This window comes from Sporolactobacillus nakayamae (genome assembly GCF_900113325.1).
In the GTDB taxonomy this organism is placed as follows: domain Bacteria; phylum Bacillota; class Bacilli; order Bacillales; family Sporolactobacillaceae; genus Sporolactobacillus; species Sporolactobacillus nakayamae.
Genome location: NZ_FOOY01000005.1, coordinates 78,117 through 101,465, shown reverse-complemented (window position 1 = coordinate 101,465; position 23,349 = coordinate 78,117). Strand labels below are relative to the sequence as shown.

At 43.9% G+C, this 23,349-nt stretch carries 19 protein-coding genes; 9 read left to right on the top strand and 10 right to left on the bottom strand.

The features are described from left to right. The first annotated feature begins 80 nt into the window (after positions 1-80). From BM003_RS04010 to BM003_RS03995, 5 genes are all read left to right on the top strand, one after another. On the top strand, positions 81-1,166 hold the full coding sequence (locus BM003_RS04010; protein ID WP_093670352.1) for an NERD domain-containing protein: 1,086 nt from the start codon (positions 81-83) through the stop codon (positions 1,164-1,166). A gap of 156 nt (positions 1,167-1,322) precedes the next feature. Next, entirely contained in the window at positions 1,323-3,131 is a 1,809-nt protein-coding gene (locus BM003_RS04005; protein WP_177184635.1) for a PDDEXK-like family protein, read from the top strand. Positions 3,132-3,331: 200 nt separating this feature from the next. Then, complete coding sequence (locus tag BM003_RS18195; RefSeq protein WP_353958626.1) at positions 3,332-3,415, top strand: putative holin-like toxin; 84 nt, start codon at positions 3,332-3,334, stop codon at positions 3,413-3,415. Positions 3,416-3,675: 260 nt separating this feature from the next. Continuing rightward, on the top strand, positions 3,676-6,513 hold the full coding sequence (locus BM003_RS04000; protein ID WP_093670348.1) for a DEAD/DEAH box helicase: 2,838 nt from the start codon (positions 3,676-3,678) through the stop codon (positions 6,511-6,513). A gap of 228 nt (positions 6,514-6,741) precedes the next feature. Further along, positions 6,742-6,990 (top strand): hypothetical protein, encoded by a 249-nt coding sequence (locus BM003_RS03995; RefSeq protein WP_093670346.1) that lies wholly within the window; start codon positions 6,742-6,744, stop codon positions 6,988-6,990. 107 nt (positions 6,991-7,097) lie between these two features. On the opposite strand, the gene BM003_RS03990 is transcribed toward BM003_RS03995, so the two are convergent. The 9 genes from BM003_RS03990 to pdxR all read right to left on the bottom strand — a co-directional run bounded on the left by BM003_RS03990 (position 7,098) and on the right by pdxR (position 16,631). Beyond that, positions 7,098-7,496 carry a (deoxy)nucleoside triphosphate pyrophosphohydrolase gene (locus tag BM003_RS03990; RefSeq protein WP_093670344.1) on the bottom strand — a complete coding sequence of 133 codons (399 nt, stop codon included), beginning with the start codon at positions 7,494-7,496 and terminating at the stop codon, positions 7,098-7,100. A 98-nt stretch (positions 7,497-7,594) separates the two neighbouring features. After that, positions 7,595-8,107, bottom strand: a complete 513-nt coding sequence (locus BM003_RS03985) for a shikimate kinase (protein ID WP_093670342.1) — start codon at positions 8,105-8,107, stop codon at positions 7,595-7,597. Positions 8,108-8,110: 3 nt separating this feature from the next. Then, positions 8,111-9,223, bottom strand: a complete 1,113-nt coding sequence (locus BM003_RS03980) for a prephenate dehydrogenase (RefSeq protein ID WP_093670340.1) — start codon at positions 9,221-9,223, stop codon at positions 8,111-8,113. Continuing rightward, entirely contained in the window at positions 9,220-10,530 is a 1,311-nt protein-coding gene (gene aroA, locus BM003_RS03975; RefSeq protein ID WP_093670338.1) for a 3-phosphoshikimate 1-carboxyvinyltransferase, read from the bottom strand. Before aroA ends, BM003_RS03980 begins: the two co-directional genes overlap by 4 nt. A 4-nt stretch (positions 10,531-10,534) precedes the next feature. Next, positions 10,535-11,080: a type 2 periplasmic-binding domain-containing protein gene (locus BM003_RS03970; protein WP_093670336.1), complete on the bottom strand. Its 546-nt coding sequence runs from the start codon at positions 11,078-11,080 to the stop codon at positions 10,535-10,537. A 13-nt stretch (positions 11,081-11,093) separates the two neighbouring features. After that, positions 11,094-12,260: a chorismate synthase gene (gene aroC / locus BM003_RS03965; RefSeq protein WP_093670334.1), complete on the bottom strand. Its 1,167-nt coding sequence runs from the start codon at positions 12,258-12,260 to the stop codon at positions 11,094-11,096. Further along, the gene (locus BM003_RS03960) at positions 12,257-13,732 is read right to left on the bottom strand and encodes an MFS transporter (protein ID WP_245734035.1); all 1,476 of its coding nucleotides are present in this window, start codon (positions 13,730-13,732) and stop codon (positions 12,257-12,259) included. Before BM003_RS03960 ends, aroC begins: the two co-directional genes overlap by 4 nt. 460 nt (positions 13,733-14,192) lie before the next feature. Further along, complete coding sequence (locus BM003_RS03955) at positions 14,193-15,122, bottom strand: VanW family protein (protein ID WP_093670332.1); 930 nt, start codon at positions 15,120-15,122, stop codon at positions 14,193-14,195. A gap of 45 nt (positions 15,123-15,167) precedes the next feature. Further along, on the bottom strand, positions 15,168-16,631 hold the full coding sequence (gene pdxR / locus BM003_RS03950) for a MocR-like pyridoxine biosynthesis transcription factor PdxR (RefSeq protein WP_093670330.1): 1,464 nt from the start codon (positions 16,629-16,631) through the stop codon (positions 15,168-15,170). Between the two features lie 105 nt (positions 16,632-16,736). Between pdxR and BM003_RS03945 the strand changes: the two genes are divergently transcribed. The 4 genes from BM003_RS03945 (at position 16,737) to BM003_RS03930 (ending at position 22,709) form a co-directional block, all read left to right on the top strand. Further along, the gene (locus BM003_RS03945) at positions 16,737-17,345 is read left to right on the top strand and encodes an FMN-binding negative transcriptional regulator (protein ID WP_093670328.1); all 609 of its coding nucleotides are present in this window, start codon (positions 16,737-16,739) and stop codon (positions 17,343-17,345) included. A gap of 282 nt (positions 17,346-17,627) precedes the next feature. Then, positions 17,628-19,931, top strand: coding sequence for a tetratricopeptide repeat protein (locus tag BM003_RS03940; RefSeq protein ID WP_093670326.1), 2,304 nt, complete (start codon positions 17,628-17,630; stop codon positions 19,929-19,931). A gap of 998 nt (positions 19,932-20,929) precedes the next feature. Further along, complete coding sequence (locus tag BM003_RS03935) at positions 20,930-22,114, top strand: GGDEF domain-containing protein (RefSeq protein WP_093670324.1); 1,185 nt, start codon at positions 20,930-20,932, stop codon at positions 22,112-22,114. Positions 22,115-22,211: 97 nt separating this feature from the next. After that, entirely contained in the window at positions 22,212-22,709 is a 498-nt protein-coding gene (locus BM003_RS03930) for a hypothetical protein (protein ID WP_093670322.1), read from the top strand. On the opposite strand, the gene BM003_RS03925 is transcribed toward BM003_RS03930, so the two are convergent. Continuing rightward, positions 22,706-23,311 (bottom strand): DedA family protein, encoded by a 606-nt coding sequence (locus BM003_RS03925; RefSeq protein ID WP_093670320.1) that lies wholly within the window; start codon positions 23,309-23,311, stop codon positions 22,706-22,708. The two genes, BM003_RS03930 and BM003_RS03925, sit on opposite strands and share 4 nt — an antisense overlap. Positions 23,312-23,349 lie beyond the last annotated feature (38 nt).

Sequence of the window (23,349 nt, the reverse complement as noted above, 5' to 3'; positions counted from 1 at the left end):
TTATCACAAAACTTTTTACCCTTAATTAGATATGTAAGTTATAATAATAAGAATAATCCAAATGATCAAGAGGTGACCTAATGACTCAATTGTATCTGTATTATGCACTGATTACCTTAGCAATTGTAACGGTGATTGCCGCATCATTCTTCATCATTTATACCTATCAAAATATAAGGTATAAGAATACACAATACTACCGAATGACACACCGCCCTTATCTGAAAACCCTCCGATCTGTTGGCAGCCATGGAGAATATTTGACCTATAAACAGCTGCGTCCAATCGAAAGGCAAGGGCGCTTCCTCTTCAATGTTTACCTGCCTAAGGATGATGGCAAAACCACCGAACTCGATGTGCTGCTGATTCACAAAAGTGGAATTTACGTGTTCGAATCGAAAAATTACAGCGGCTGGATTTTCGGCACCGAAAGTCAGCGGACATGGACTCAGTCCTTACGCGCAGGACGAAGGAGTATCAAAAACCACTTTTACAATCCAATCATGCAAAATGCGTCACATATGAAATACCTGAAGCAATGCCTCTCAGATTATCCACACATCGTTTATCATTCCCTTATTCTTTTCAGTGATCGCTGCGAACTAAAGAAAATTACATTAGATCAAGGCAGTGCTCAAGTTATGAACCGACACCGTGTACTAAATCATGTGAAACGCATAATCAGCCAGACAGGTGCAATTTTAACGGCTGATGAAATTGAAGCAATCTATCAGAAGCTAGTTCCCTACTCGCAGGTGAGTGAAGAAGTGAAACAAACGCATATAGAAAACATTCAAGCGAGATACCCTAAGAAAAAGAAATCGTTGAAGGAGACATCCATAAGAAACGAATTGGAGAATAGCAACGCGGCTAGCGAGACTGCAGCAACGCAAGAAGTCACAAACCCACCAGAGCAGTCGGAAGACTCAACGTCAAAAGATACAATTCAGAGTTCTGCTATTCTGGGAGAAGAAACTGATCAGATCGAAAACCGAGTCGTCGTTGACGAATCCGTGACCGCTGCACCTGAAAAAATCTGCCCGAGATGCGGAAAACCAATGACCAGACGTGAAGCGAAGCGCGGCAAGCACATCGGCGACCACTTCTGGGGTTGCTCCGGATTTCCAAAATGCAGATACATAGAAAAAGAAGCTGGTGAGGGATGAAAAACAAAATTGTATCGTGAATTAATAAGTGAGCAGCTATACAATTAATGGATATAATAAATAGAAAGTTCTAGGAGACACTACGCGTAGCGGCAGCAGCGATTGTGATGAAGGCGGCATAGGAGAAAGAAAATGGAAAATCGACGCTTAAGAAAAATGATTGATTTAGAAAACAACCAAGAATTTCAACGATTGCATCAGAAACGATCCAAGTTTAATGCCTTTAAAGTGTTGAAAGTTGATAAGTTTGAGATCCGACATTCAAATGTACTTGCCTGGTTAATGGATCCTAATGCAAACCACACAATGAGTGACTATTTTTTACAAAAGATCCTTACATCTATCTTTTTAAATATAGAGCCGGATCATGATTCAAAAGAAAAACATCTTAACCAATTGTTCCAAAGAAAGGACTCATTTCTAGATGCAAAAGTCTTTCGAGAAGTGAGAATTGATAATGGAAGGTTTATCGACCTCTTAGCAGTTTCCGAGAAAGCAAAACTTGTGGTACTGATAGAAAACAAATATTACTCATCAGAATCAGAGAATCAACTTAAAGATTATTTGGCATTTGTAAAAAGTAAGTTTGATGAAACCTATTGTATTATCCCAATCTATTTAACATTATCGGGTTCGACACCATCCAATTCACACTATTATTCAATGAGTTATAACGACGTACGCATGATTCTTGAATCCCATCTCAATCTTTTTGGCTCGCGCTTACCTGCAGATGTCTTTCACTTCATTAATGATTATTTAGCGATTCTACAGGATGAGCTACATACAGACCAAAATGACTATGAACTTGCCCATTTGATCTATCGGGAAAACCAGGAGATCATTCAACTTGCATTTGAACAAGGACAATCTGCAGATTTACGTCTCACCGATTGGAATTTCACACCTAACCCACTAAGAGACTTTTATGACAAGTACGCGGATACCATTGAATTCGTACATAATGTTGGACAAAACATCCTTGGTGAAGCATTTAAAGTATTCACGAGAAAGATTCATTTGGATCAACTTTTTAACCCTCATTTTCGTTTACCATCTTTCATTCCATCAAAATGGCATAAAAAAATTGATCAATTAGGTGTTCCATTGTCTAATTATTGGCTCGGAAAAGGACTTGTTTGCTGGTTTGAGGAAAACACGGATGGGCGATTAAAAATAACAACGGAGTTAGGCCCGATCGACCCAGATACGAGAATTAAGTTTCTGACCGATCTTAAGAAGAGACAGGTCACGATTCGTGAATCCGCAATGGAACCTTCACGGAAATTTTCAAAATTGTACACGGACTTAACAGATATAAATAACTGGTTTGACAAGAATGAGTTAGTTGCCGGAATGACTGAACTTTATGAATCAGCAGCTTTCCAATCATTAGTCGCAACTGTACAAAATGTGCTTGAACATAAACCAATTATTGAACTTCAGCAAATGAAACAATCAGTGATCGACATTTCTGAAAACCACTTTTCTAATGAAGAATTATTTGGTCAAGCGTTCAAGAAATTTTGTGAAACTGAAAACATTAATAGAGACAGCTATCGAATTACTGGAAAGCATACGTCATTCTTATTACCACTTTTTAATGAGGTGGAGGAGGTTTTTGGAGAAACACGTGAAAAATGGTGGTGGCATAATGGACCGTTTCTTTACTGGTTTGAATTGAATGACCAAGAATTACTTCTAGTGCTTGAACTTGGGCCAATTGAGGCAACGAAAAGAATTGAATTAATAGAACATCTGGAGGAGCAAGGACAGAAAGTCAGAGTAAGTGCTAAAAAACAAGAGGCAAAATATACACGTCTTTACTCCAAACATACAACGATTAACCAATGGGGCAATACTGACGAAGTCAGCCATGCAATGGTGGACCTATTTAACACATCACAAAATAAAGAAGTGTTGGAGAGAATTAAGGGGTTAACTGGAGAAACTCACAAACGATAATAGCGCTTGGTAAAATGGTTTAAAATACAAGCGGACAATGCTAGGTCTTTACTGTGAGCAGATATCCGTTCATTTGATTTATTGTGACTAAATCAATAGATCATATTGCGAACGCACGATCTTATCAGGTATACTCTAGTTATGGCAATAAGGCATATGAGCGGACGGCAGTGACACCTCCAAGATTGGAGGTGCTGTCCATGACAGTGTATCAAGCACTAATGCTCGCAATTTCTTTTGCGGGACTTATTATAGCTATACTGTCGTTCAAAGAAAGAAAATGATCCGCCTCATATGCCATAGCAGTGGCTAAAGTGGATCATTTTTCATCAATATTGATTTACTTATCATGCACTGCTGTCCGCTCAATGCGGACGTTGTCATGCTTGCCATCAGTGTTAGCAGCACTGATGGCTTTTATTAGTGTATGCCAAAGAGCACAATACTTAACCATTTAATTACATTATACAATGCAGTCAATTTTATGTCTATTTCCTGGTATAATGTTGCCAAGACAGTATAATGGTTGTAAGGAAAATAGTCAATGACACCAAAACTCATCACCAACTCAAACGGACAAACCTTTTTATATGAACTGCAGCAGGCGTTTTCGACCTGCGAAGAGTTCTACTTTAGTGTTGCCTTTATTAATTATAGCGGATTGCAGCTACTGCTTGATAACTTGAAAGAGCTACGTGATCGTGGTGTCCAAGGGAAGATCATGACATCCACTTATTTGAATTTTACAGAACCTAAAGCACTCAAGAAGATTAAAGCCTTCAATAATATCGACTTAAGAGTTTTTGAGACTGATAAAGTAAGAGGTTTCCACAGCAAGGTTTATATTTTCAAGAATAAAGATACATATACGGTTATGATCGGATCTTCGAATATTACGCAAAGTGCTTTGAAGAGCAATGTTGAGTGGAATGTGTCGACAGTGTCCACGAGACAGAACCCATTTCTGGAAAAAGCCATTAAGGAATACAAAGAGCTGTGGGCGCAGTGCACCGTTGCAGATGATCTGTTCTTGCAGAAATACGAGAAGTTTATTGAAGCATTAAGGGCACAGGTGGCGGTTGCTCGTGAGCCGTCCTTCAGCAGCTATGGCAATGCTGAGATGCAGCGCATTGTGCCGAATAAGATGCAGCAGCAGGCAATTGATAGTCTTGAGCGGTTAAGAGCACATGGCGAAATGCGAGCGCTCGTTATTTCTGCGACTGGTACAGGAAAAACGTACATGTCAGCGTTTGATGTGCAAAAGGTTCAACCCAAGACAATGCTATTCATTGTACATCGAGAAGAAATTCTGACAAAAGCAAAAGAGACGTTTATTCGCTTACTTGGCCATAGTAATCAAATGGGCATGTTCACGGGTAGTAGCAAAGACTACCAAGGGAAAAACTATATTTTCACAACCATCCAAACCATTAAGGATCATTATGACGAGTTCACGACCAATTATTTCGATTATATCATTATCGACGAGGCGCACCATGCAACAGCTTCAACCTATACACGCGTATTGGGTTATTTTGAACCGAAATTTTTACTCGGAATGACGGCTACTCCTGAGCGCTGTGACCGTGGCGACATCTTCGGATTATTTGATAACAATATTGCGCTTGAAGTTCGACTCAATGAAGCATTAGAAGAAGATCTGGTGCTGCCTTTCCATTACTTCGGCATCACAGATGTGGACGGTGTGGATCTTTCCGATGTCTCCATTGATGATGTCGCTGAAGTTGCAAAGCGACTCAAAGTGAATGAACGCGTCGATTTTATTATCGACAAAATGAATTTCTACAGCTATGACGGAGAAAAGTGTAAATGTCTGGGATATTGCGTGACCAAGGACCATGCTCAGTATATGGCTGATGAGTTCAATAAACGCGGCATTGTCAGTGCCTGCTTGACTGGGGACGACAAGCAGGCAAAGCGCCAAGAAATGATTCGCAGACTTGAGGATGATGACGATCTGCTGCAAGTCATTTTTACGGTTGATATTTTCAATGAGGGTGTGGATATTCCGTCCGTAAATTTAGTTTTGATGTTGCGCCCGACGAACTCACCGATCATCTTCATGCAACAGCTTGGACGCGGCTTGCGAAAATACGAAGGACAATCCTTTTTAACGGTGCTCGATTTTATTGGCAATCATAGCAAGACATTCCTTATAGCCATAGCGTTGAGCGGCAAACGGTTCTACGATAAGGAAGGTTTGAAAGTCGCGGTAAAGAGAGGCTTCCCTGACTTACCTGGTGCAACGCATATCCAGATGGACAAGATTTCGCAGCAGCAGATCATCAGGCAGCTGGATATGGAAAATTTTCGGTCCATGAAATATTTAAAGGAAGAGTATCTCGAGTTCAAAAAGGAATATGTTAGAGCAACAAAACGTGACATTCCTTATTATTTGATGGACTATGTAAAATTTGAAAGCGCGCCGAATCCTGTGAAGTTCATTGATAATAAAAAGAGTTATCTGGCATTTTTAGCCGCAGTGGAAAAAACTGAGGGGCTGAAACGGTTAGCTAAGACGGAGCCGTTTTGTAAGTTACTGCCACAGCTCTCAGCATTTTTACCGATTAAGCGGCCGCATGAATTTATCATTCTACGCTATTTGGTCACGCATGAACGGGTCTCGTGGGATGAGGCAGAAAACGAACTCCTGAAAATCATAGATTCCGTTACCAAGGAGACGTTGTTCCACGCTTTTGAACGCTTAAATCAGACCTATGACGATCATGCGCAAATCGACCGCGATCTGAAACTATGTTTCTATGACCGGAAACATCATCAGTTGAATCGAACGCAAATTTATGGGGAGATCTGTGCGAATGAACAACAGAAATCCTATATTCTGGACGTGTTGAATTACGGGCTTTATAGATATAGCCGGCAATTTGACACAAAAAATTATGGCGTACCGTTCCTGAAACTGTATGAACACTATACGACAAGGGATCTGGGGCCACTGATTAATTTCCAAAAAAAGTTGAGTGCTTTCCGTGGTTCAACGATTCCTAATGGAAATGACTATTATTTGTTTGTTGATTTGAACAAGGGTGCGGACCTGAAGGAAAGCCTTAAATATAAAGATAAATTTATTAATCCAAAAGTCTTTCAATGGGAAACGCCGCATCCGACCCGACAAGAGACGAAACAAGGACAGAGGCTGATTCATAATCAAGAGTATGGAATTAATCTCTATCTATTTGTTCGGAAATTTAAGGTGATTGATAACACTACTGAGCCTTACGTCTATCTTGGAAAGGGCGATGTCACGTCTTATTATGGCGATAAACCAATCACGACCGAGATTACGTTGCATCATGAAGTGCCAATGTCTCTGTATCAGGAACTTACGACAAAGGTATAGCTCTTAGGGCTTGATAGCAGCAACGGATGGTGATACCGAGGTTGGCAGCAGCACAGATGAAAAGTTTGACTGATCAATTCTCTTTTCTGCCAAATGATTATCTGATATAATTAACTGAGACGAATGTACGTTTGGTATCGAGCTTCAGAAAGTTATCATGGGATAGGTTCATTGTGATCGGTGAAATGAAGTTCTTTCTGATCTATTTTTCAGGCGGGAGTGATGACCATGAAGTGGACAGAAGTTCGAAAATTATTTCCGAATCAGTTTGTACTGATTTCGATTCTTCACGCTCATCGGGAGGGTAACAAGAAAATCATTGATGAAGTTGCCCCAATTCGCTCAGTCCCTGATGAAGAGGCGAATCGATTATTCTTTCAGGCTAAGCCGGGAGCAATTGTTTATCATACATCTAATGAAAAATGCGTAATTAATATTCGAGAAGATTCACTGATTAGGATGAGACGAATCCCGTGACTATCATTGTTCATAGACAACACTATGGGTTCCTCGCACCTTTATTTTCAAATCAAAAGATCCGTTTCTTAATTGAAACGGATCATCCCCAATTGATTCAAAGATAGTTATAACTGTTCTTTAATCAGTTGTTCCACTGTTGCGACATCGGCCGGTGCCCATTTTAGCGAATCAAGATTTTCTCTTTTTAACCAAATGAGCTTGGAATGTTCCTGTGCGGTTGGGAACCCCTCTACAAGCTTGCATCTAATGGCAGTCAAATCAATGGAGAACGTATCGTAGTCGTGATGACTGGTGAGAAAAATTTCGTTAGCCTCGATAGAGCATTTCAGTTCTTCTCTGATTTCGCGTTCAATAGCTTCTGCAGGTGTTTCGCCATCTTGGATCTTGCCGCCGGGAAATTCCCAGTGGTTAGGGATCGACATTTTTGGCGAACGCAGAGCACACAGAATTTCCTTATTCTCGTTTTCTAGTATTGCGGCAACAACAGATAAAGTCTTGCGCATCAAATCACCTCAAATTAAATGATACACGATTTTTCATCATAAAAAAATGGTGCAGCGAAAATCACAGCGCTGCTGACCCCGATGAAATGGCATATTTTTCATTGAACAGACGCACCAATGCTTTTCAAAATAGTGTGGACGATTTCGGACGGCTCTTTATGATCGGTACTCAACCGAATTGTTGCCGATTGCTCATAGGCGTTTTCACGCTCATGCAGAAGTTGCGTCAATTTCTTCTTGTCCAATGTTTGAAAGATCGGTCTGCTTTGATCCCCATGCAGCCGATTGATGATCACTTCCGGAGATGCCTTTAAATAGACGACCGGGATGCCGGAATTTATTAATAAACGGCGATTGCTAGGGCGGACAGGTGTGCCTCCGCCGGTGGACAGAATGCCCTCGCGTTTGAACGCACCGGCAAGCATTTCCGCTTCCAATGAACGAAAGTATGCTTCGCCATGTTCCGCAAAAATTTGATTAATCGATTTTCCAACACGCGCGACAATGAGCGCGTCTAAATCGAGGTGGGGGCAGTTCAGACGTTCCGCCAAGAGTTGTCCGACGGTTGTTTTGCCGCTTCCCATAAAACCGACGAGTATACTGTGTACCATTAGTTATTCACCTCGTATTACGGACAGTCCATGCTGCTTGAGTGCGCACGTCGCATCCGCAAGATCATTTTGGTTGGAAAAGGACAATTGAAGAACGCCATTAATTTCTTCTCTGATTTCCAATATATGAATGTTGATTAAGTTAATTTTTGCGTCTGCCAAAACGCGCGTCACCTCGGCGACTGAACCTACTCGGTCGGGAATATTGACAAATAAATCATAGAAATTAGGAGCATGACTGGAAGCTTGAGCGTTGATGCTGTCTCGGGTAATTTTGGCACGCTGAAAATAGTTGCGAATGGCAGGGCGATCTGATGCATGGAGCGCCTCTTTGACGTGCTCCAACAGATCGCCGAACGTGTCGATTTTGTCAATCAGTGTCTGACGGTTGCTTAAAAGAATGTCCGTCCACATGTCCGGATCAGAGGAGGCGATTCGGGTGATGCTTCGAAAACCGCCGGCAGCTAGTTTCAAAGATAAAGTCGATCCGCTGAATTCGTTCTGCGCCATGTTGACTAGTCCGGATGCGATAATATGCGGCAAGTGGCTGATCTGAGCAACAATTTGGTCATGCTGCAACGCCGAAACGAGCTGCCATTTGACGTTCAAGCCGGATAGTAATGCCTGCAGTTCATCTGCTGCCTTTTGGGCCCGCTGATCGTTTAGCGTATCGGAAATTAAGAAGTAGTAAGCACTCTGAAAAAGATCAGCCCTCGATGCCGTAATGGTTGTTTTATGCGAACCGGCCATTGGGTGGCCGCCGATAAAATGAATACCCCGATCGACAAATACGGATGCTTTAGTCATGATTTGCCTTTTGGTACTGCCAACATCAGTAATGATGATCTCCGGCTTCAGCTGCATCTGTGCCAGCTGCTCCATATGTTCCATAATGATGGAGACCGGTGCTGCTAAAAGAATAATGTCGGCTTTTTCGGCATAGCTTTGCAGTTGTGTAAATCCGTTATCAATGATCCCTCTTTCCTTTGCGTACGTCAATGATTGATGATTAATATCGACACCGATGATTTTGTGCTCGGGCCACTGTTGCCGGATCGCTAAAGCGATAGAGCCGCCGATGAGTCCTAAACCGTCGATGACAATTGTTTTCGTCATAGAGCAGCCCTTCTTGCCGGAATGAGTCGATTCAGATCAGCGAAAAAATCGGGATACGAGATATTGATTGCTGATGCATTGGCTAATGCCAGTTCGCTTTTGACAAGCAAGGCAGCTACAGCCAGCATCATGCCAATCCGATGATCTCCGTGCGAGTCCACCTGATCGGTTTCTTGCGGCGCAAGTAATGTTCCGCCTTGAATGATCATCCCATCAGGAAGCTCTGTAATTTCTGAGCCAAGCCTTCGCAGTTCAGCAGCTACAACGGTGATGCGATCTGTTTCTTTGACACGCAGTTCTTCAGCGCCGGTAATTTTCGTTGTTCCTTCAGCCTGAGTCGCCAAGAGAGCGATCAGAGGCAGTTCATCAATGACGCTCGGAATGTCGTCGCTTGTAAGCTCAATCGCATGCAGAGGCGCACTTCGTATGAGCAGATCACCTGAAGGCTCCGCATGATCATAACGGTTCTGAACGGTAATGTCTGCACCCATTCGTTTCAAGACACGAAGAAAACCGGTACGGGTTGGGTTCAGTCCAACATTATGGAGCGTAATTGCACTGCGCGGCACGAGGGTGGCTGCAGCGATGAAAAATGCGGCTGATGACAGGTCTCCCGGTACCCGTATAGGTTGACCGATAAGCTTCGGCTGTCCAGCTACCTTTAGTGTCAGCCCTTGCTTCTCGATTTCTCCGCCGAACGCGCGCAGCATGAGTTCGGTGTGATCGCGGGTCTGCTGTTTTTCAATAATGGTTGATGTTCCGTTTGAACATAGTCCTGCTAAGATCAGCGCACTTTTTACCTGAGCGCTGGCGACCGGCAGTCGGTAGTCAACGGGATTGAGTTCCTGCGAGCCGTAAACCGTGATTGGCAGTCGTCCGTCCCCGGTCACTTTGAAACGCGCGCCTAATTGGCTGAGCGGTTCGGTGACACGCTTCATTGGCCGCCTGCTTAGTGACTGATCGCCAAATAATTCTGTGGTGAAGGGCTGCCCGCTCAATAATCCGAGCATCAGCCGCGTTGTGGTTCCTGAGTTGCCCATATTCAACGCATGTTTTGGTTGACGAAGTCCATTCAATCCGACGCCATGCACGAGAACGCGATCTTTCGTCCGTTCAATCGATACACCCATATCCTCAAATGCCTGCATGGTTCTCAGGCAGTCCTCTGAAGAAAGAAAATGAGTGATTTCCGTGTCACCGTTGCTGATCGCACCCAAAATAATACTTCGATGGGAAATACTTTTATCTCCCGGTACCTCAAGTGCGCCTTGAAGACCTTGCCGCTGATTTGTTCTTAGGGTTTTCATGTGATCACCTGTTTTTCAAAATTTGATAGAGACACCAGACCATGTCCGGCGTGTAGGTGCGCTCAACTTTTTCATTGTTGCCTAATTGAACATTTTTTTGATTGGTAATAACATAACGTGCATTGGCTGCCTTGTAGTTTTGATACGCCAAATATTTGCTGTCGGTATAATGAATCACAGACTGATCTTGGATGGAGCGTAAATAGTTCTTCAACAAGGCGACGGTCGACGGATGCGTATAGGCGGCATCCATAGTTGCTCCTAGGCGCCGAACCAGCACGAGCGGATCAAGTGCATAGCAAAAGCAAGTGACAAGCTTCAATTGATCCAAGTGGGTATAGTGAATGTCCGCCCAATCAAGATGTTCATGACATGATTTAAAAGCAGCAGGGATCATAAAATAATCGCCCTGATAGTCATCAAAATGCTCGATAATACCTTCAAAACAGTCATGAAGCACGATCCGGATGTCACCGGGATGCGCGCTTTGATAATACCGTGCGGCACGATAGCTGTCCGTCGCTTCAGGTCCCAGAGTATGAATGATCACCGGCAGGCTCTCCTTAATAGGTTTTCAACTCATCACAATAATCGCGATACTGTTTTTTCAGGCGATCCATGTTTGCGCAATCAAAGGTGTCTAAAATGGCTTTGCACAGCTCGATTGCGACGACGGCCTCAATAACAAGCGATGCCGGTACGATCGCCGTAACATCTGAGCGTTCGATACTGGCTTTATGTTCCTCTTTTGTATCAATAGCAACACTATGCAACGGCTTGTAAAGGGTAGGGATCGGCTTCATGGCCGCGTTAATAATCAGTGGCATTCCATTTGTCATGCCGCCTTCAAATCCGCCGAGATGATCGCTGCTCCGGTACCAGCCTTGGTCTTGATCCCAATAGATAGGATCCATTACTTGACTGCCTGGTTTTGTACCCAAGTCAAAGCCATCGCCAAAACTCACACCTTTGAATGCATTAATACCGATGACTGCCGCCGCAATTTTGGCATCCAGTTTCTCGTTCCATGAAGTATAGCTCCCCAATCCGGCCGGGACATTTTTGGCAATGACACGGACGATTCCTCCCAACGTGTCTCCTGCCTTTTTGGTTTGATCAATAAACGCATGAATCGGCTCAACCTTATCTTGATCGACGATACGAAGATCATTGCGGCTGATTTCCTGTTCAATTTGATCAGGAGTTAAAAGCTGGTCACTATCAGCTTCAATGGGACCAATTTGTCGAACATAACCGGCGATTTGGATGCCCAGCTCATTCAGAAGCTGCGTGCAGACAGCGCCAATGGCAACGCGCATCGCTGTTTCGCGGGCGGATGAGCGCTCAAGCACATTGCGCAGATCCCGGTGCCCGTATTTCATGCCGCCAACCAGATCAGCATGACCGGGACGCGGGTTTTTCACTTCACGCAGGTTCGTTTCCGGATCGGGCTTATTGATCGGATCCATAATTTCACTCCAGTGTTTGTGATCAATGTTGGTTATGGTTAATGTGATCGGTGAACCCAAGGTGATACTGTGGCGCACGCCGGAGGTGATCTTGACTTGGTCTTTTTCGATCTTCTGGCGATAACCGCGCCCGTAGCCTTTTTGCCGTTCACTTAGTTTCTGATTGATCTTTTCAATGGACAAGTGGAGTCCGGCTGGGAACCCTTCAATAATGCCGGTTAATTGCGGACCATGCGACTCTCCTGCTGTAAAATAAATCATTTAACTCTTCCTTTCTCCTGCAAGTTCGTTTGACATTGCTTTGAATTTGTTAAGATGGTTTGGAAAATTTCCTGGTAATGGTCACGATTCTCATGATCTTTTACGCGCTGATCAATCCTCGAGATAATTTCTTTTTCCCGAAAAGGATCTAAGACTTGCTGGCCTTGATTCATCTTTTTCATTCCGATTGATTTGGCAAGTTTGAATCGCCATTGAAGTAGTTTAAGAATCCAGTAATCGATAAAATTGATTTGGCTGCGCTCCGTCTCATAACCTGTTTGGTCATTTGAAAGAGAGAGCAGTCGATGACCGATGATCCAGAGAACGAACGAAAATGACGCGATCACAAGGTCGCTGCGCAAGGCGTATGCTGTTCCACTAGTAGACAGCAGGCCGGTAAAAATGGGTACCGTGAATGACGCGATGCTTCCGAAAGAAAAAAAGATTGCCGTAACCCGTCCCTTAGCGTGAGGAAACATGGAACTGAAAATAGTCAAACCGACCTGCATGATGCCTCCCGCTGCCGTGACACCGAAGAAGAAGGATGCGACGGTGACCGATAGATGGTTGGATGAAAAACAAACGGTTAAAAGAAAGAGAAGCGAGAGACCGTTCATAATGACCATTAATGTGCCCTCTTTGACCAGTGCACTTTTTAAAATAGTGAAGACGATCAAAACGCCGACAATTGATCCGACGCTGTAAAGCGACAGGAGAAAATGCGCCTGCATATTGCTCATATGCAATACATCAATTCCGTAGAGTGTGATCCATTGGGTAAAGAGAATCATCACGGCCATTGATGTATAGCCATATAAAGACAAAATGGCGACTAAACCGACCTTTGTTTTTGACAGCTTCCCTTTAGTAAATAAGCGATGCTGCTCGGTTTTCTCAGGTTTTACCTGCAATGGAAATTGCGATCGGCTGATCAGTGCGGCATTGATCAATAGGAGCGCAGCCGCAAAAATAAAGCTTAGCCCGTACCAGCCGCCTAGATTTTCATTCAGGCCGATGTAGAGAGGCAGGACAAATTCTCCAATCGACATCGCGGCTTTGATGAGAATACTCGCCGCGCCATTATTGCGATTCATCTCCAAAAAGGTAGGGTAGGTCCCCGAATCAAGTGCTGAGTTCGCGACCCCGGCAAGAATCGCAAGCAGGTAAGCGACTTTAAAATCCTTGGTTAAAAGGATTCCGATGAAAAAGATAGAGTAGCTGATCATCCCGAAGAGAATAATCTTTTTACGACCAATGCGATCAGACAGGCTGCCAAGAAGATAGTAGGCGAGCAATCGGCCAATGCCGACGCCGGAAATAACGTAGGAAACAGTTGCGATCGATGTACCCCATTCGCTGCTGAGCGGCCTCATATTTTGTGTCAAAATTAATAGTCCGATACCATGAACGAAGTAGTTCAGGTATAAAGAAATACTTAGTCTGATTTTGTTTGCTTTCGTCATTACGTTCATATGTCATTTCCTCCCGAAAAAAGTGAAAAAAATAACCAGTCAGATGATTAATCTAACTGGTTACGTGTTTCCGTCAGGAAAATAAAAAGATCCGGATTGTCATGGCAACCAATTAGATTTAATCTTACGCATCTAGTTGGTCAGACCAAAATAGCTTCCCAACTCTAGATACTTACGCGTTTGCGTTCGTATCCAGAGCGGATACGAACTATCTAAAGTAATAGAAGCCATAATAGTATGTTTGAGCCATTTGCAACTTTTTCATTTTATTATTCCTCTCGATTAGGTTATGTTCCATTTAATCACTGTCATCTGCTTTTGTCAATTACAGTTTTTAATTTCTAAATTTTTTCTGCCGATTTTCTATTTTTTGAACGAAGAGTAGTGGACCGTGATTTGTATCGCTTTCTTCTCTGTAATGCTGAAGCAATTAGAAAGAGAAGGCTGATCATTTAGCGAATTACGGCTTGCTCGAATGCTGGACTTCGTTCTCCTGCTTGATCTCCTTTGGCAAGTGCGTGGATGCGTTCGGCACTTTGCGTGGGGCAACATTGATCATATCGGAAGAGTACAATGCAAACGAGATGCTGCCGCCGTATTTATGCGCCCGGATTAGAATCGGTTGGTTGGAGGTGTTCTGAAACCGGAAGTCCGGTCCGTACCAGCTGACCGTGGCATCGCGTCCCTCGGGCACATATGGGACACGTCTGCTATGGGAGTAGCGTTCCACAATCTTCAACCCGGCGCGGTCAACCGCATTAAAAAGTGTAGACGATACTTGGCAGATCCCGCCGCCCACCCCTTCGGAAAATTCTCCTCGGACGATGATCGGTGCGGAGAGATAGCCCTTTTTTTTCGTCCGCATTCCAACAGCTTTGTTAAATGAAAAGGTTTCATTTGGGAATACAACTTGGCTGTCCAGTGCCTTTGCGGCCAGGTCAATGTTATGTGCTCGGCTTTTGTTTCCGGAATTAAAGAACGTGACGTACTGACCAATACGCTGATCACGAATTTGGGAAAGCAGTTCGGCATCGACTCTTGGGTATACTTTGATTAAAGGTGCGCGCAGTTTACCGGTACCTTGACCGAAATAATAACTGTAAAATTTGTTCTGAAACACGCTGCGGTAAAGTTTGTGTCCTGTTTTTCCAGAAACGATGGCTCCTTGTCCGTTGATTCTGGCGTCTACCGGCGCCTGATATACCTTGCGATCAAGCTGGTTAATCAAAAGTTGATATTTTTCTTGATCCAAAAGGGATGCAAAAGGATATGTAAAATGGGAACGATGAATCTTAGCAATAGTATGGTCATGGTACGTGATGGTTAGAGTGCCTGAAAGTGATTGTGGCTGGGCGAAAAGCAGGATACCTGCCAACATCAGTAGTCGCATAAGGCCTTGCACCTCCCGACGTTAGTATGAACCGTTTTTTCGAAATTAGCCTTCGTCATGGCATGTATATGACGACTGCCGCACTGCCTGGATAAAACGCAACACGCCTTCGCTAATATTATTATTCGTTGTACAAGCATAGCTGAGACGAACAAATCTAGGGTGCGCGCCATACACGGTACCTGGAACAAAAAGCACACTGCGTTCAATCCCGGATTCAAGCAGCTTGGCGTCGGAAACAGGGGAGGTCAATCGGCACCAAAGATGGTATCCGCCTTTCGGAGTCATAAAACTGATGTCATCCCCGCAGTTTGCGGAGAGTGTGGCAATCATCAATCTCCTTCGTTCTTCGAGGCGGTATCGTACTGTATCCATATGTTTTTCCCAAATGCCGGAGCGTAAATAGTGCTCGGCGATTTGCTGCGTGACGATGCTCGAGCCATGATCCATCTGATATTTGGCGTCGCGAAGTCGGCTTAACACGGGTTCAGGAGCGACGATCCATCCGACACGTAAACCGGGAGCGACAGTCTTTGAGAGGCTACCGATATAAATGACCTGTTCATTGGAATGATCAAGGGAGAACAAGGTCTGTGGACTAGGAAATTCGTCACCTAGATCAAGCGATCGGTAGGCATCATCCTCAACAATCGGCACCTGCCATTTTTCACAGATTTCGAGCACTTCTCTTCTCCGCGGTTCGGTCAACGTACTTCCTGTTGGATTTTGATAGGTCGGATTTAGGAAGAGCATCTTGATCGTCCGCTTGTGTAGCAAACGCTCGAGCTCAGCAGGAATTATCCCATCTTTGTCCATAGGTACTCCATACATACGCAGACCAGCCGAATGAAACAATGGCAACGCGTAAAAATAGGAGGGACTTTCAATGGCGATTGCATCCCCAGGATTTAATAGGCACTGGGTGATAAGCAGCAGTGCTTGCTGCGCGCCGGAAGTAACTAAAATAGTGTCTGCGCAGGCGGTCATTTTGAAATTTGATCTCATAAATTGACTGAGGGCCGCTCTCAGCGGTTCGTACCCTTTTGGATCGGGATAACCAAGTGAATAATTGAGCGGCAGGGTTCTGATGATCTGTTGAAGCTCTGCAATTGGATAGTCTTCCTGAGTCAATTCACTTGTTGACAAGTCAATACATGTGTTGAGCTGACGCACTTCGGCAAGGCGCCGCGAGATGGGAAGCGTCGGTAGAAATGAACCACCATTGGCGTAGGCTTGCCAGTTCGGAAGGCGGAGGGGACGAACGCCCCACTGCTCTTGAGCGACTCGAGTACCGCTCCCTCTTGCAGATTGAATAACCCCCGCTGAACGTAAAAGATCATAGGCGTGTACAACGGTTGTACGATTGACCCCTAACTGTTCCGCAAGTTTACGCTCCGGCGGCAGTTTTTCTCCTGGTCGAAGGGTACCTTCCATAATTTGCTGTTCAAAATGTCGGGCGATCTGTTCGTATACAGGCATCCGTTCTTTGTCCACTTTATTCATGTGCATCGTGCGCGCCCTCCATTATTGCAATTGGATGATCTTTTGATCGACCAATTGGATGTTTTCAACAGAATAGCATAGTTCTATTCTTTCTGTAAGAGGTGAGCACTTATGTATCGTCCCAAACAATTTAACATGACTGATGAAAATGCGATGTTCGCAGTCATCGAAGAAAACAGTTTTGCCACAGTCTTTTCCCAACATGAAGGAATGCCGTATGCTACGCATTTACCGCTGATTTTGGATCGGGAGCATGGTTTGTTGTACGGACATTTTGCGCGTGCGAATGGGCAGTGGAAGGATAGTGCCGATCAGGAAGTGTTGGCTGTATTTCAGGGCCCGCATTGCTATATTTCCCCGACTTGGTATGAGACTAATCAGGCGGTACCGACCTGGAACTATGTCTCTGTTCATGTATACGGGAAAGTAGAGATGTTGCGTGATCCTGATGAGATCATGGATGTAATGAAAAAAATGATCACTAACTACGAAGGTGTGCATGAGAAGTATCAAATGGATGAACTCCCCACCCAAATGATTGATGGACTGTTGAAAGGAATTGTTGCGTTCCAAATGCGTATTGACCGAATGGAAGGTGCATGTAAATTGAGTCAGCACAATTCTTCAGAGCGGCGGGCACGGATTATCGCTCATTTAAATCAGAGCGAACATGAAGCGGAGCAGCAAATCGCAAAAATAATGGAGAAAGATCTCCATTGAGCTTCTTGAACCAACAAAGATTTCGTAAATATTATTTCAAAATTTTTAATTATAAAATAATAAATTTATACTGAAATAGATGTGCTTCTTCCGACCAACAAACGCAAAAGGTGGATGCGTATCAGGCGGTTAGACGGATAGTACAGGCATTCGCTTCGATCTAAAATAGAGATATTATGGAAATAGACGATTGAGTTATTTCTGATTTCCTATTACTGGGGTGACCCACTGACAAAGAGATTGCGCTGTTCAAATAAAATTATCCGTGAAGAGGAGAAGCCAATGGAAACGAGTTCAGAAAGTCCTATTTTGACCGATTTGGAAACTGATGATGCTTCAAAACTTACAATTTCACTACAGGTTCCTAGCGAATTGACAAGTCGGAGATTGAGGCGCCATCGCGTGATCAGCATTCAACTTTTTCAAGAGCCAGGTACACGTCCCTTACGCGCAGCGAAACAATCGGAACGTGCGGATTTTTGCAATGACGAAGGAGAGCTCGATTTTACAATGCCGCTCCGGCAGAATAAGATGATTGTTGCTATTCCGTACTCGGCAATGCCGCAGTTTAACTATGGTGATTTAATTACTGCAAGAATCAGCTTGGAAGACACGGTGACCGGTGAAGTGCTGAGTTATGAAACAATGAGTTTTATGGCGAACCGAGAAGGTACACTGGAATTCTTTTCACATCAGCACATGCATGATTATCTAAAAACGGAATCCTCAGATGAAACACAATTGACAAAAGCAGCCTACTGGATCAATCAGAACCCGGAAAACAGTAAAGTACTGAGTATGGGGATCGCATTGCTTCAAAAGCTTGCGGAAAAGGGTCACCTGGAAGCTGTGAAAAAGTTACAGGATGTGTACAGTGATCAACGGTATATCGTGGCTGATAAAAACGAAGCGGCAAAATGGCAGAATTGTCTGGATAACAAAGCAGCGAGGAATCTTGGTAAAGAACTACAATCTGAGAAACGCTCTGAAGTTCCATCTAAAATAACTGATGAATCTTCACTGAAAAAGTGTGAAGAGATCGCTGCGAACGGCAGTGCTGAGGCGCGTTACATGCTTTATGTATACAGCTGTACTTCTGAAGGTGCCTCGTATCATGGCGCAGATGTTTTTTCTTACTTAAAGTCTGCTGCTGAAGATGGATTGGAGGCGGCTGTTCGTGCTTTGGCAGAGGCCTATGAGAAAAAAATGATCTTTATATCAGGTGAGCAGGCCGTAGAATATAGTTTGATCCTTAAGAAGGCTGCAGAGAAAAAATTACCGCTTGCAGAATATTTATTGTTCCAGATTTCGTATAATGGAACCAGTCTCAGCCAACCGGTCCGCGGGGACAAAAAAGAGGCATATGCTTGGCTCCTCGCCTCCGCTGAACACGGCGGTGCTGAGGCGGCGTATGATTTGTGGCACTATTTTGAGCATGGAAATGAGTTTTTAATGGAACAGGAAAGTGCTTTGAAATGGCTGATTTATGCTGCGGACCATGGCTTTGCTAAGGCGAAAACACGCCTCGGAGATTTGTACATAGACGGCAAGTTTTTAAAGAAGGATGATCAGAAAGGTCTTGCGTATCTGGGACAAGCCGCTGAGCAAATGGATTGGGATGCTCAGATTAAGCAGTTTGAGAGCTATTACGAAGGACGCTATAAAGATATACTTTTTGAAAAGAATAGGGCTAAGGCTTTTGAACTATTAAAATCCTTTGCCGCATCCGGGAACCCAAGAGCGTGTGATTTGATAATGAATCAATATGAGCATGGAAATGAGATGATGATGGAGCATCGAGAGGCTTTGCGTTATCTGGTATCCGCGGCTGAAAGCGGCGATGCTCCGACCATGTACCGATTTGCGAATGTTCTGCTTGACGGTATCTATGTGTCAGCTGATCTTGATAAGGCGAAGCATCTCATTGAAGCTGCAGCGGCGCAGGGCTATCCTGAAGCACAGTTTGCGCTCTATTACTATTACCTTTCCGGATACAAAACGTTGAAAAATGAACGAATAAATAAGGAACGCGCTTATCAGTGGCTAGTAAAGGCTGCACGCACGCTCCCGTCTGCACAATATGAGGTTTGGTCCTTAAGCAAAAAAGACGCAACCATCGACTGGAGCATCACTGGTAAAGACGCGATTGACTACCTTTTCCGCAGTGCTGCACAGAAATACAGTCCTGCCCTTTACAAAGTAGGCATGGCGTTTGGTACAGGAACAGACATTGAAAAAAATCCGGAGCGCGGGTTGAAATTGATTGAAGAGGCAGCCTCACTGCATCATCCTGAAGCGATTTATGAGCTGTCACAAATCAGGTTCAGTGGTACGTTTGGCGGACAAGAGGTCACGAAAGATGAAGAAGATGGTCTACATCTACTCTTCTTAGCTGCGGAGCTTCATTATCCACGCGCCTGTCAGCAGGTCGGCGAATGGTATGCGAAGGGCCTGTTGCCTGATGAATCTGAAATATGGGTGAGCCGGATCGTTACAGTTGCCATTGAGGCGGGTCTCAAAGTGAATGAACAACTATCGCCGCAGCTGAAACAAGAAGCAGCAAGTTCGAGTTCAGATCAGAACTAAATCGCATTTGAACCAATTGTGAGGGCGTCCCAAAAGTCCGTTTTTGACTTTGAGACGCCCTTTTTAGAGGAACAAAATTCTGAATCAAGGCTCAGGTGCCGGACTCTTGCGGAGATCTCTGCTGATCGTAAGCAATCAGAGCGCAGTATAGGTGTTTTGCACAGAATTGATAAGGAGGATAGGCTTTATTCTGGTTCTATGGACCTATAAATTATTTGTTAACTAGTCATCCGATATTAGCGGGTGATTTTTTTGCAAGTAAAGAAAGAGAATAGCGTTTTGCCTTGCCGGTACGACGATAAGGCCATAAGATTCGGTTGGGCGATCAGGTAAGCGCCCAATCTGAGAAATAAACGGAAAAATTCCGCCTAATTACAAAATTAATGAAAAAATTGCTTAAATAGACGGAGAAATTCCGCTTATCGAATCGAAAAATGTGAAAATGGAGGGTTTTTTTGTGAATAAGCGGAAAAATTACCCTTATTTACCTGTAAAACAAGCATCATGATGCAAATAACCGGAAAATCTCCGCTTATTTTATTCCGGCCGCGATACCGAATTAAGGACCAAAATGATTTATTAGAAAACTTGGCTTCGCCAAACCCCTGGCGAAGGCGAAGACTTAGTTGCGACGGCCATGGACGGCCTAGTGTCCGATGAGCCGCAGGACGCGGCGTTTTTTCGGACCGCTTACACTCGTTTCCTTTAAATGTTTTCTTATACTTTCCTACCAGTATGAAACAGAAATATCTGTTCACGCACAAGGTTGATGATTCAAAACGGCATTTGGAGCAAAGGGGCTTTCATATGTAAGGAACTTTCGCTTACTACGCGTATGTCCTGTATGCAACGCGAAAGTCACCACATCCTGCGGAAGTAAAGGCCGGGTGCACCCCGTTTTTTTTTGCAAAAAATTTAGCGATTTATATGAGAAATCGACACGATTTGATAAAATAGATGGACAATCTTGCTTTTTTTTACGAATAAGATGATCGGTCGTGAATCTATTGTTTGATATGAAAATGTTTTTATCTTTTCTTGTAACCGGGAATTTAGTCACAGTTATTCTGATTGGCGCATATTTGCGGCGACAACGAAATGATGACACATTAACTACATTCTTTTATGGAAAATTATTCCAAACTATTTCTTGGATCCTTGCGTTTTTTCGCAACGGATCCTTCGATGTCGTTGCGGTATCACTAGCGAACAGTATTCTGTTCATCGGCTGCGGGCTGGAGGCCGTCGCCCTGCTCAAATTGTCGCGCGGGTACAGACAATCGACTAGACGCCTCTATATGTGGATCACAACGATTAATGTCATCGGATTCAACGTGATTCTCCTTTTGTACAATTACATGAATATCCGAGTGGCTTTCGCCTCTGTCGGTATGGTAGCGCTGCTTGTCTTACCAGTGATACGGATGACTCGTGGAACGAAGCGTTCATCTTTAATGCGTCTGATGGGTTTTTTATATTTTCTGCTCATCATGATCTTCTTGGGCAGAGCCATTGTCGCTCTGATGTTGTATCATGCCTTCGAACCGGGTGCGATGGAGACCTCTTTCATTTACAGCTTTACGTTTATTACGCTTAGCTTGTCAACGATTTTAAGCGGCACCGGTTTTATTCTCCTGCTCAAAGAGATGACGGATCGAGAGCTGGTTCGACTAGCTAATTATGATGATCTAACGAAAACATTAAATCGCCGCGCTTTTTTCGAACAGACGAAGCAATATCTTGGACAATACGCGAAGAAACAACAAAAAGTTTCTTTCCTGCTGTTTGATGTCGATCAATTTAAATTAATCAATGATACGTACGGACATGATATTGGCGATCGCGTGCTTCGTGATCTTTCGCGTCGCATCTATGCCCAACTTGAAGCGGACAATTTGTTCAGCAGATTTGGAGGGGACGAATTCGCAATTTTGATGCCAGGCCTTGATGAGGAACAATCCACTGTGTCTGCTGAACGGATCAGGGCTGAAATCGCACACGCCAAGATTCATCTGCCTAATGAATCTCTGCATTACACAATCAGTATTGGCCTTTTAACACTCAAACCGGATCGCTATACAGATATAGAAAATCTGTATATTTCATGTGACAATGCACTGTATGGGGCAAAGAAAAGCGGAAAAAACAGTGTCTTCCGTGGAAACTATAAGAAGGAATTATAGTAGTCTTTTAGTCCTGAAAAAGATGTCTCATGTATGAAAAAACACGTGACCCCTATACTAATCGTAAAAAGTTACTAGTAGAAGGAGTCTTTGCTTTATGTCTTTAATCTTTGGTAGGCTGGATATGAAAGCTGAAGGTGTATGGTATCCCATTTCGCTCGCAGCTTTACTGATTCTTTTTATCCTATTCATGAAGAAAAGGCAGTTAACCTGGCTGCAGATTTATACAACATTCGGTGTGGTTTGTTCCTTAACTTGGTTTATGGATATCTCTTCTGCCATCTATTTCGACGCCTTTCGTTACGGAAGCGATCATGGTATTGGCCTGGCTGACTTATTGTCGATCAGTTTTATTCCATCCGGGCTTGCGATTATTTACCTAAACTATCGGACAGCGTCGAACAAGTGGTTCATGTTGCTTTTGTTTTCTTTGCTATCTCTTGCTATCGAACTGGCCGCCATTCACATCGAATACTTTCATCTGAAGTACTGGAAATTATATTATTCAGGGATTATGTACCTCGTCATTTACGGCTTGCTGCTCCCACTGCATAAGCGTGTAATGGAAGCTGGTGCTTCGCAGACCTCATTTTAATTTTTTCGTTTCCTAATCCAGTAGACGATTAGCGCAGCGAAGGCGATAGCAATCAACGCATAGGTAATATGTGAATAAAGATCCATCCACTCGAGCACTTTAACCCATGACTTTCCAAGAGAGGCGCCGAGTAAAACTAAAAGGGTATTCCAAATAAGTGTCCCTGCTGTTGTATAGAGCAGAAAAAATAGAAAATTCATCTTAGCCATGCCGGCGGGGATGGAGATCAAACTGCGAATCAACGGGATCATCCTGCAGAAAAAGATTGCGCGGTAACCGTAGCGTTCGAACCACACACTTGCCTTTGAAAGATCCCCGGGCTTAAGACGAAGTATACGGCCCCAGCGTTTAACGGCTCGTTCCAGTTTATCCACACTGAATAGATGTCCTGCCGCATAAAGTGCAGATGCTCCGGCGACAGAGCCGGCAGTAGCGCAGAGTATCACGAGTGGGGTGGTTAGCCGAGAATGAGTGGTCATAAATCCGCCAAAGGTTAAAATAACTTCCGAAGGGATCGGCGGAAACACATTCTCCAAGAAAATCATCAAGAAAATGCCCGCGTAGCCATGGTTTTCCATGAATTGTACAATCCAATCCTGCATGAATGGCCCTCACTTTCACTGATTCGGTAGTGCGAAGA

Coding starts and splice junctions, on each gene's coding strand:
- BM003_RS04010 (WP_093670352.1), top strand. CDS start 81: ATGACTCAATTGTATCTGTATTATGCACTGATTACCTTAGCAATTGTA.
- BM003_RS04005 (WP_177184635.1), top strand. CDS start 1,323: ATGATTGATTTAGAAAACAACCAAGAATTTCAACGATTGCATCAGAAA.
- BM003_RS18195 (WP_353958626.1), top strand. CDS start 3,332: ATGACAGTGTATCAAGCACTAATGCTCGCAATTTCTTTTGCGGGACTT.
- BM003_RS04000 (WP_093670348.1), top strand. CDS start 3,676: ATGACACCAAAACTCATCACCAACTCAAACGGACAAACCTTTTTATAT.
- BM003_RS03995 (WP_093670346.1), top strand. CDS start 6,742: ATGAAGTGGACAGAAGTTCGAAAATTATTTCCGAATCAGTTTGTACTG.
- BM003_RS03990 (WP_093670344.1), bottom strand. CDS start 7,496: ATGCGCAAGACTTTATCTGTTGTTGCCGCAATACTAGAAAACGAGAAT.
- BM003_RS03985 (WP_093670342.1), bottom strand. CDS start 8,107: ATGGTACACAGTATACTCGTCGGTTTTATGGGAAGCGGCAAAACAACC.
- BM003_RS03980 (WP_093670340.1), bottom strand. CDS start 9,223: ATGACGAAAACAATTGTCATCGACGGTTTAGGACTCATCGGCGGCTCT.
- aroA (WP_093670338.1), bottom strand. CDS start 10,530: ATGAAAACCCTAAGAACAAATCAGCGGCAAGGTCTTCAAGGCGCACTT.
- aroC (WP_093670334.1), bottom strand. CDS start 12,260: ATGATTTATTTTACAGCAGGAGAGTCGCATGGTCCGCAATTAACCGGC.
- BM003_RS03960 (WP_245734035.1), bottom strand. CDS start 13,732: ATGAACGTAATGACGAAAGCAAACAAAATCAGACTAAGTATTTCTTTA.
- BM003_RS03955 (WP_093670332.1), bottom strand. CDS start 15,122: ATGCGACTACTGATGTTGGCAGGTATCCTGCTTTTCGCCCAGCCACAA.
- pdxR (WP_093670330.1), bottom strand. CDS start 16,631: ATGCACATGAATAAAGTGGACAAAGAACGGATGCCTGTATACGAACAG.
- BM003_RS03945 (WP_093670328.1), top strand. CDS start 16,737: ATGTATCGTCCCAAACAATTTAACATGACTGATGAAAATGCGATGTTC.
- BM003_RS03940 (WP_093670326.1), top strand. CDS start 17,628: ATGGAAACGAGTTCAGAAAGTCCTATTTTGACCGATTTGGAAACTGAT.
- BM003_RS03930 (WP_093670322.1), top strand. CDS start 22,212: ATGTCTTTAATCTTTGGTAGGCTGGATATGAAAGCTGAAGGTGTATGG.
- BM003_RS03925 (WP_093670320.1), bottom strand. CDS start 23,311: ATGCAGGATTGGATTGTACAATTCATGGAAAACCATGGCTACGCGGGC.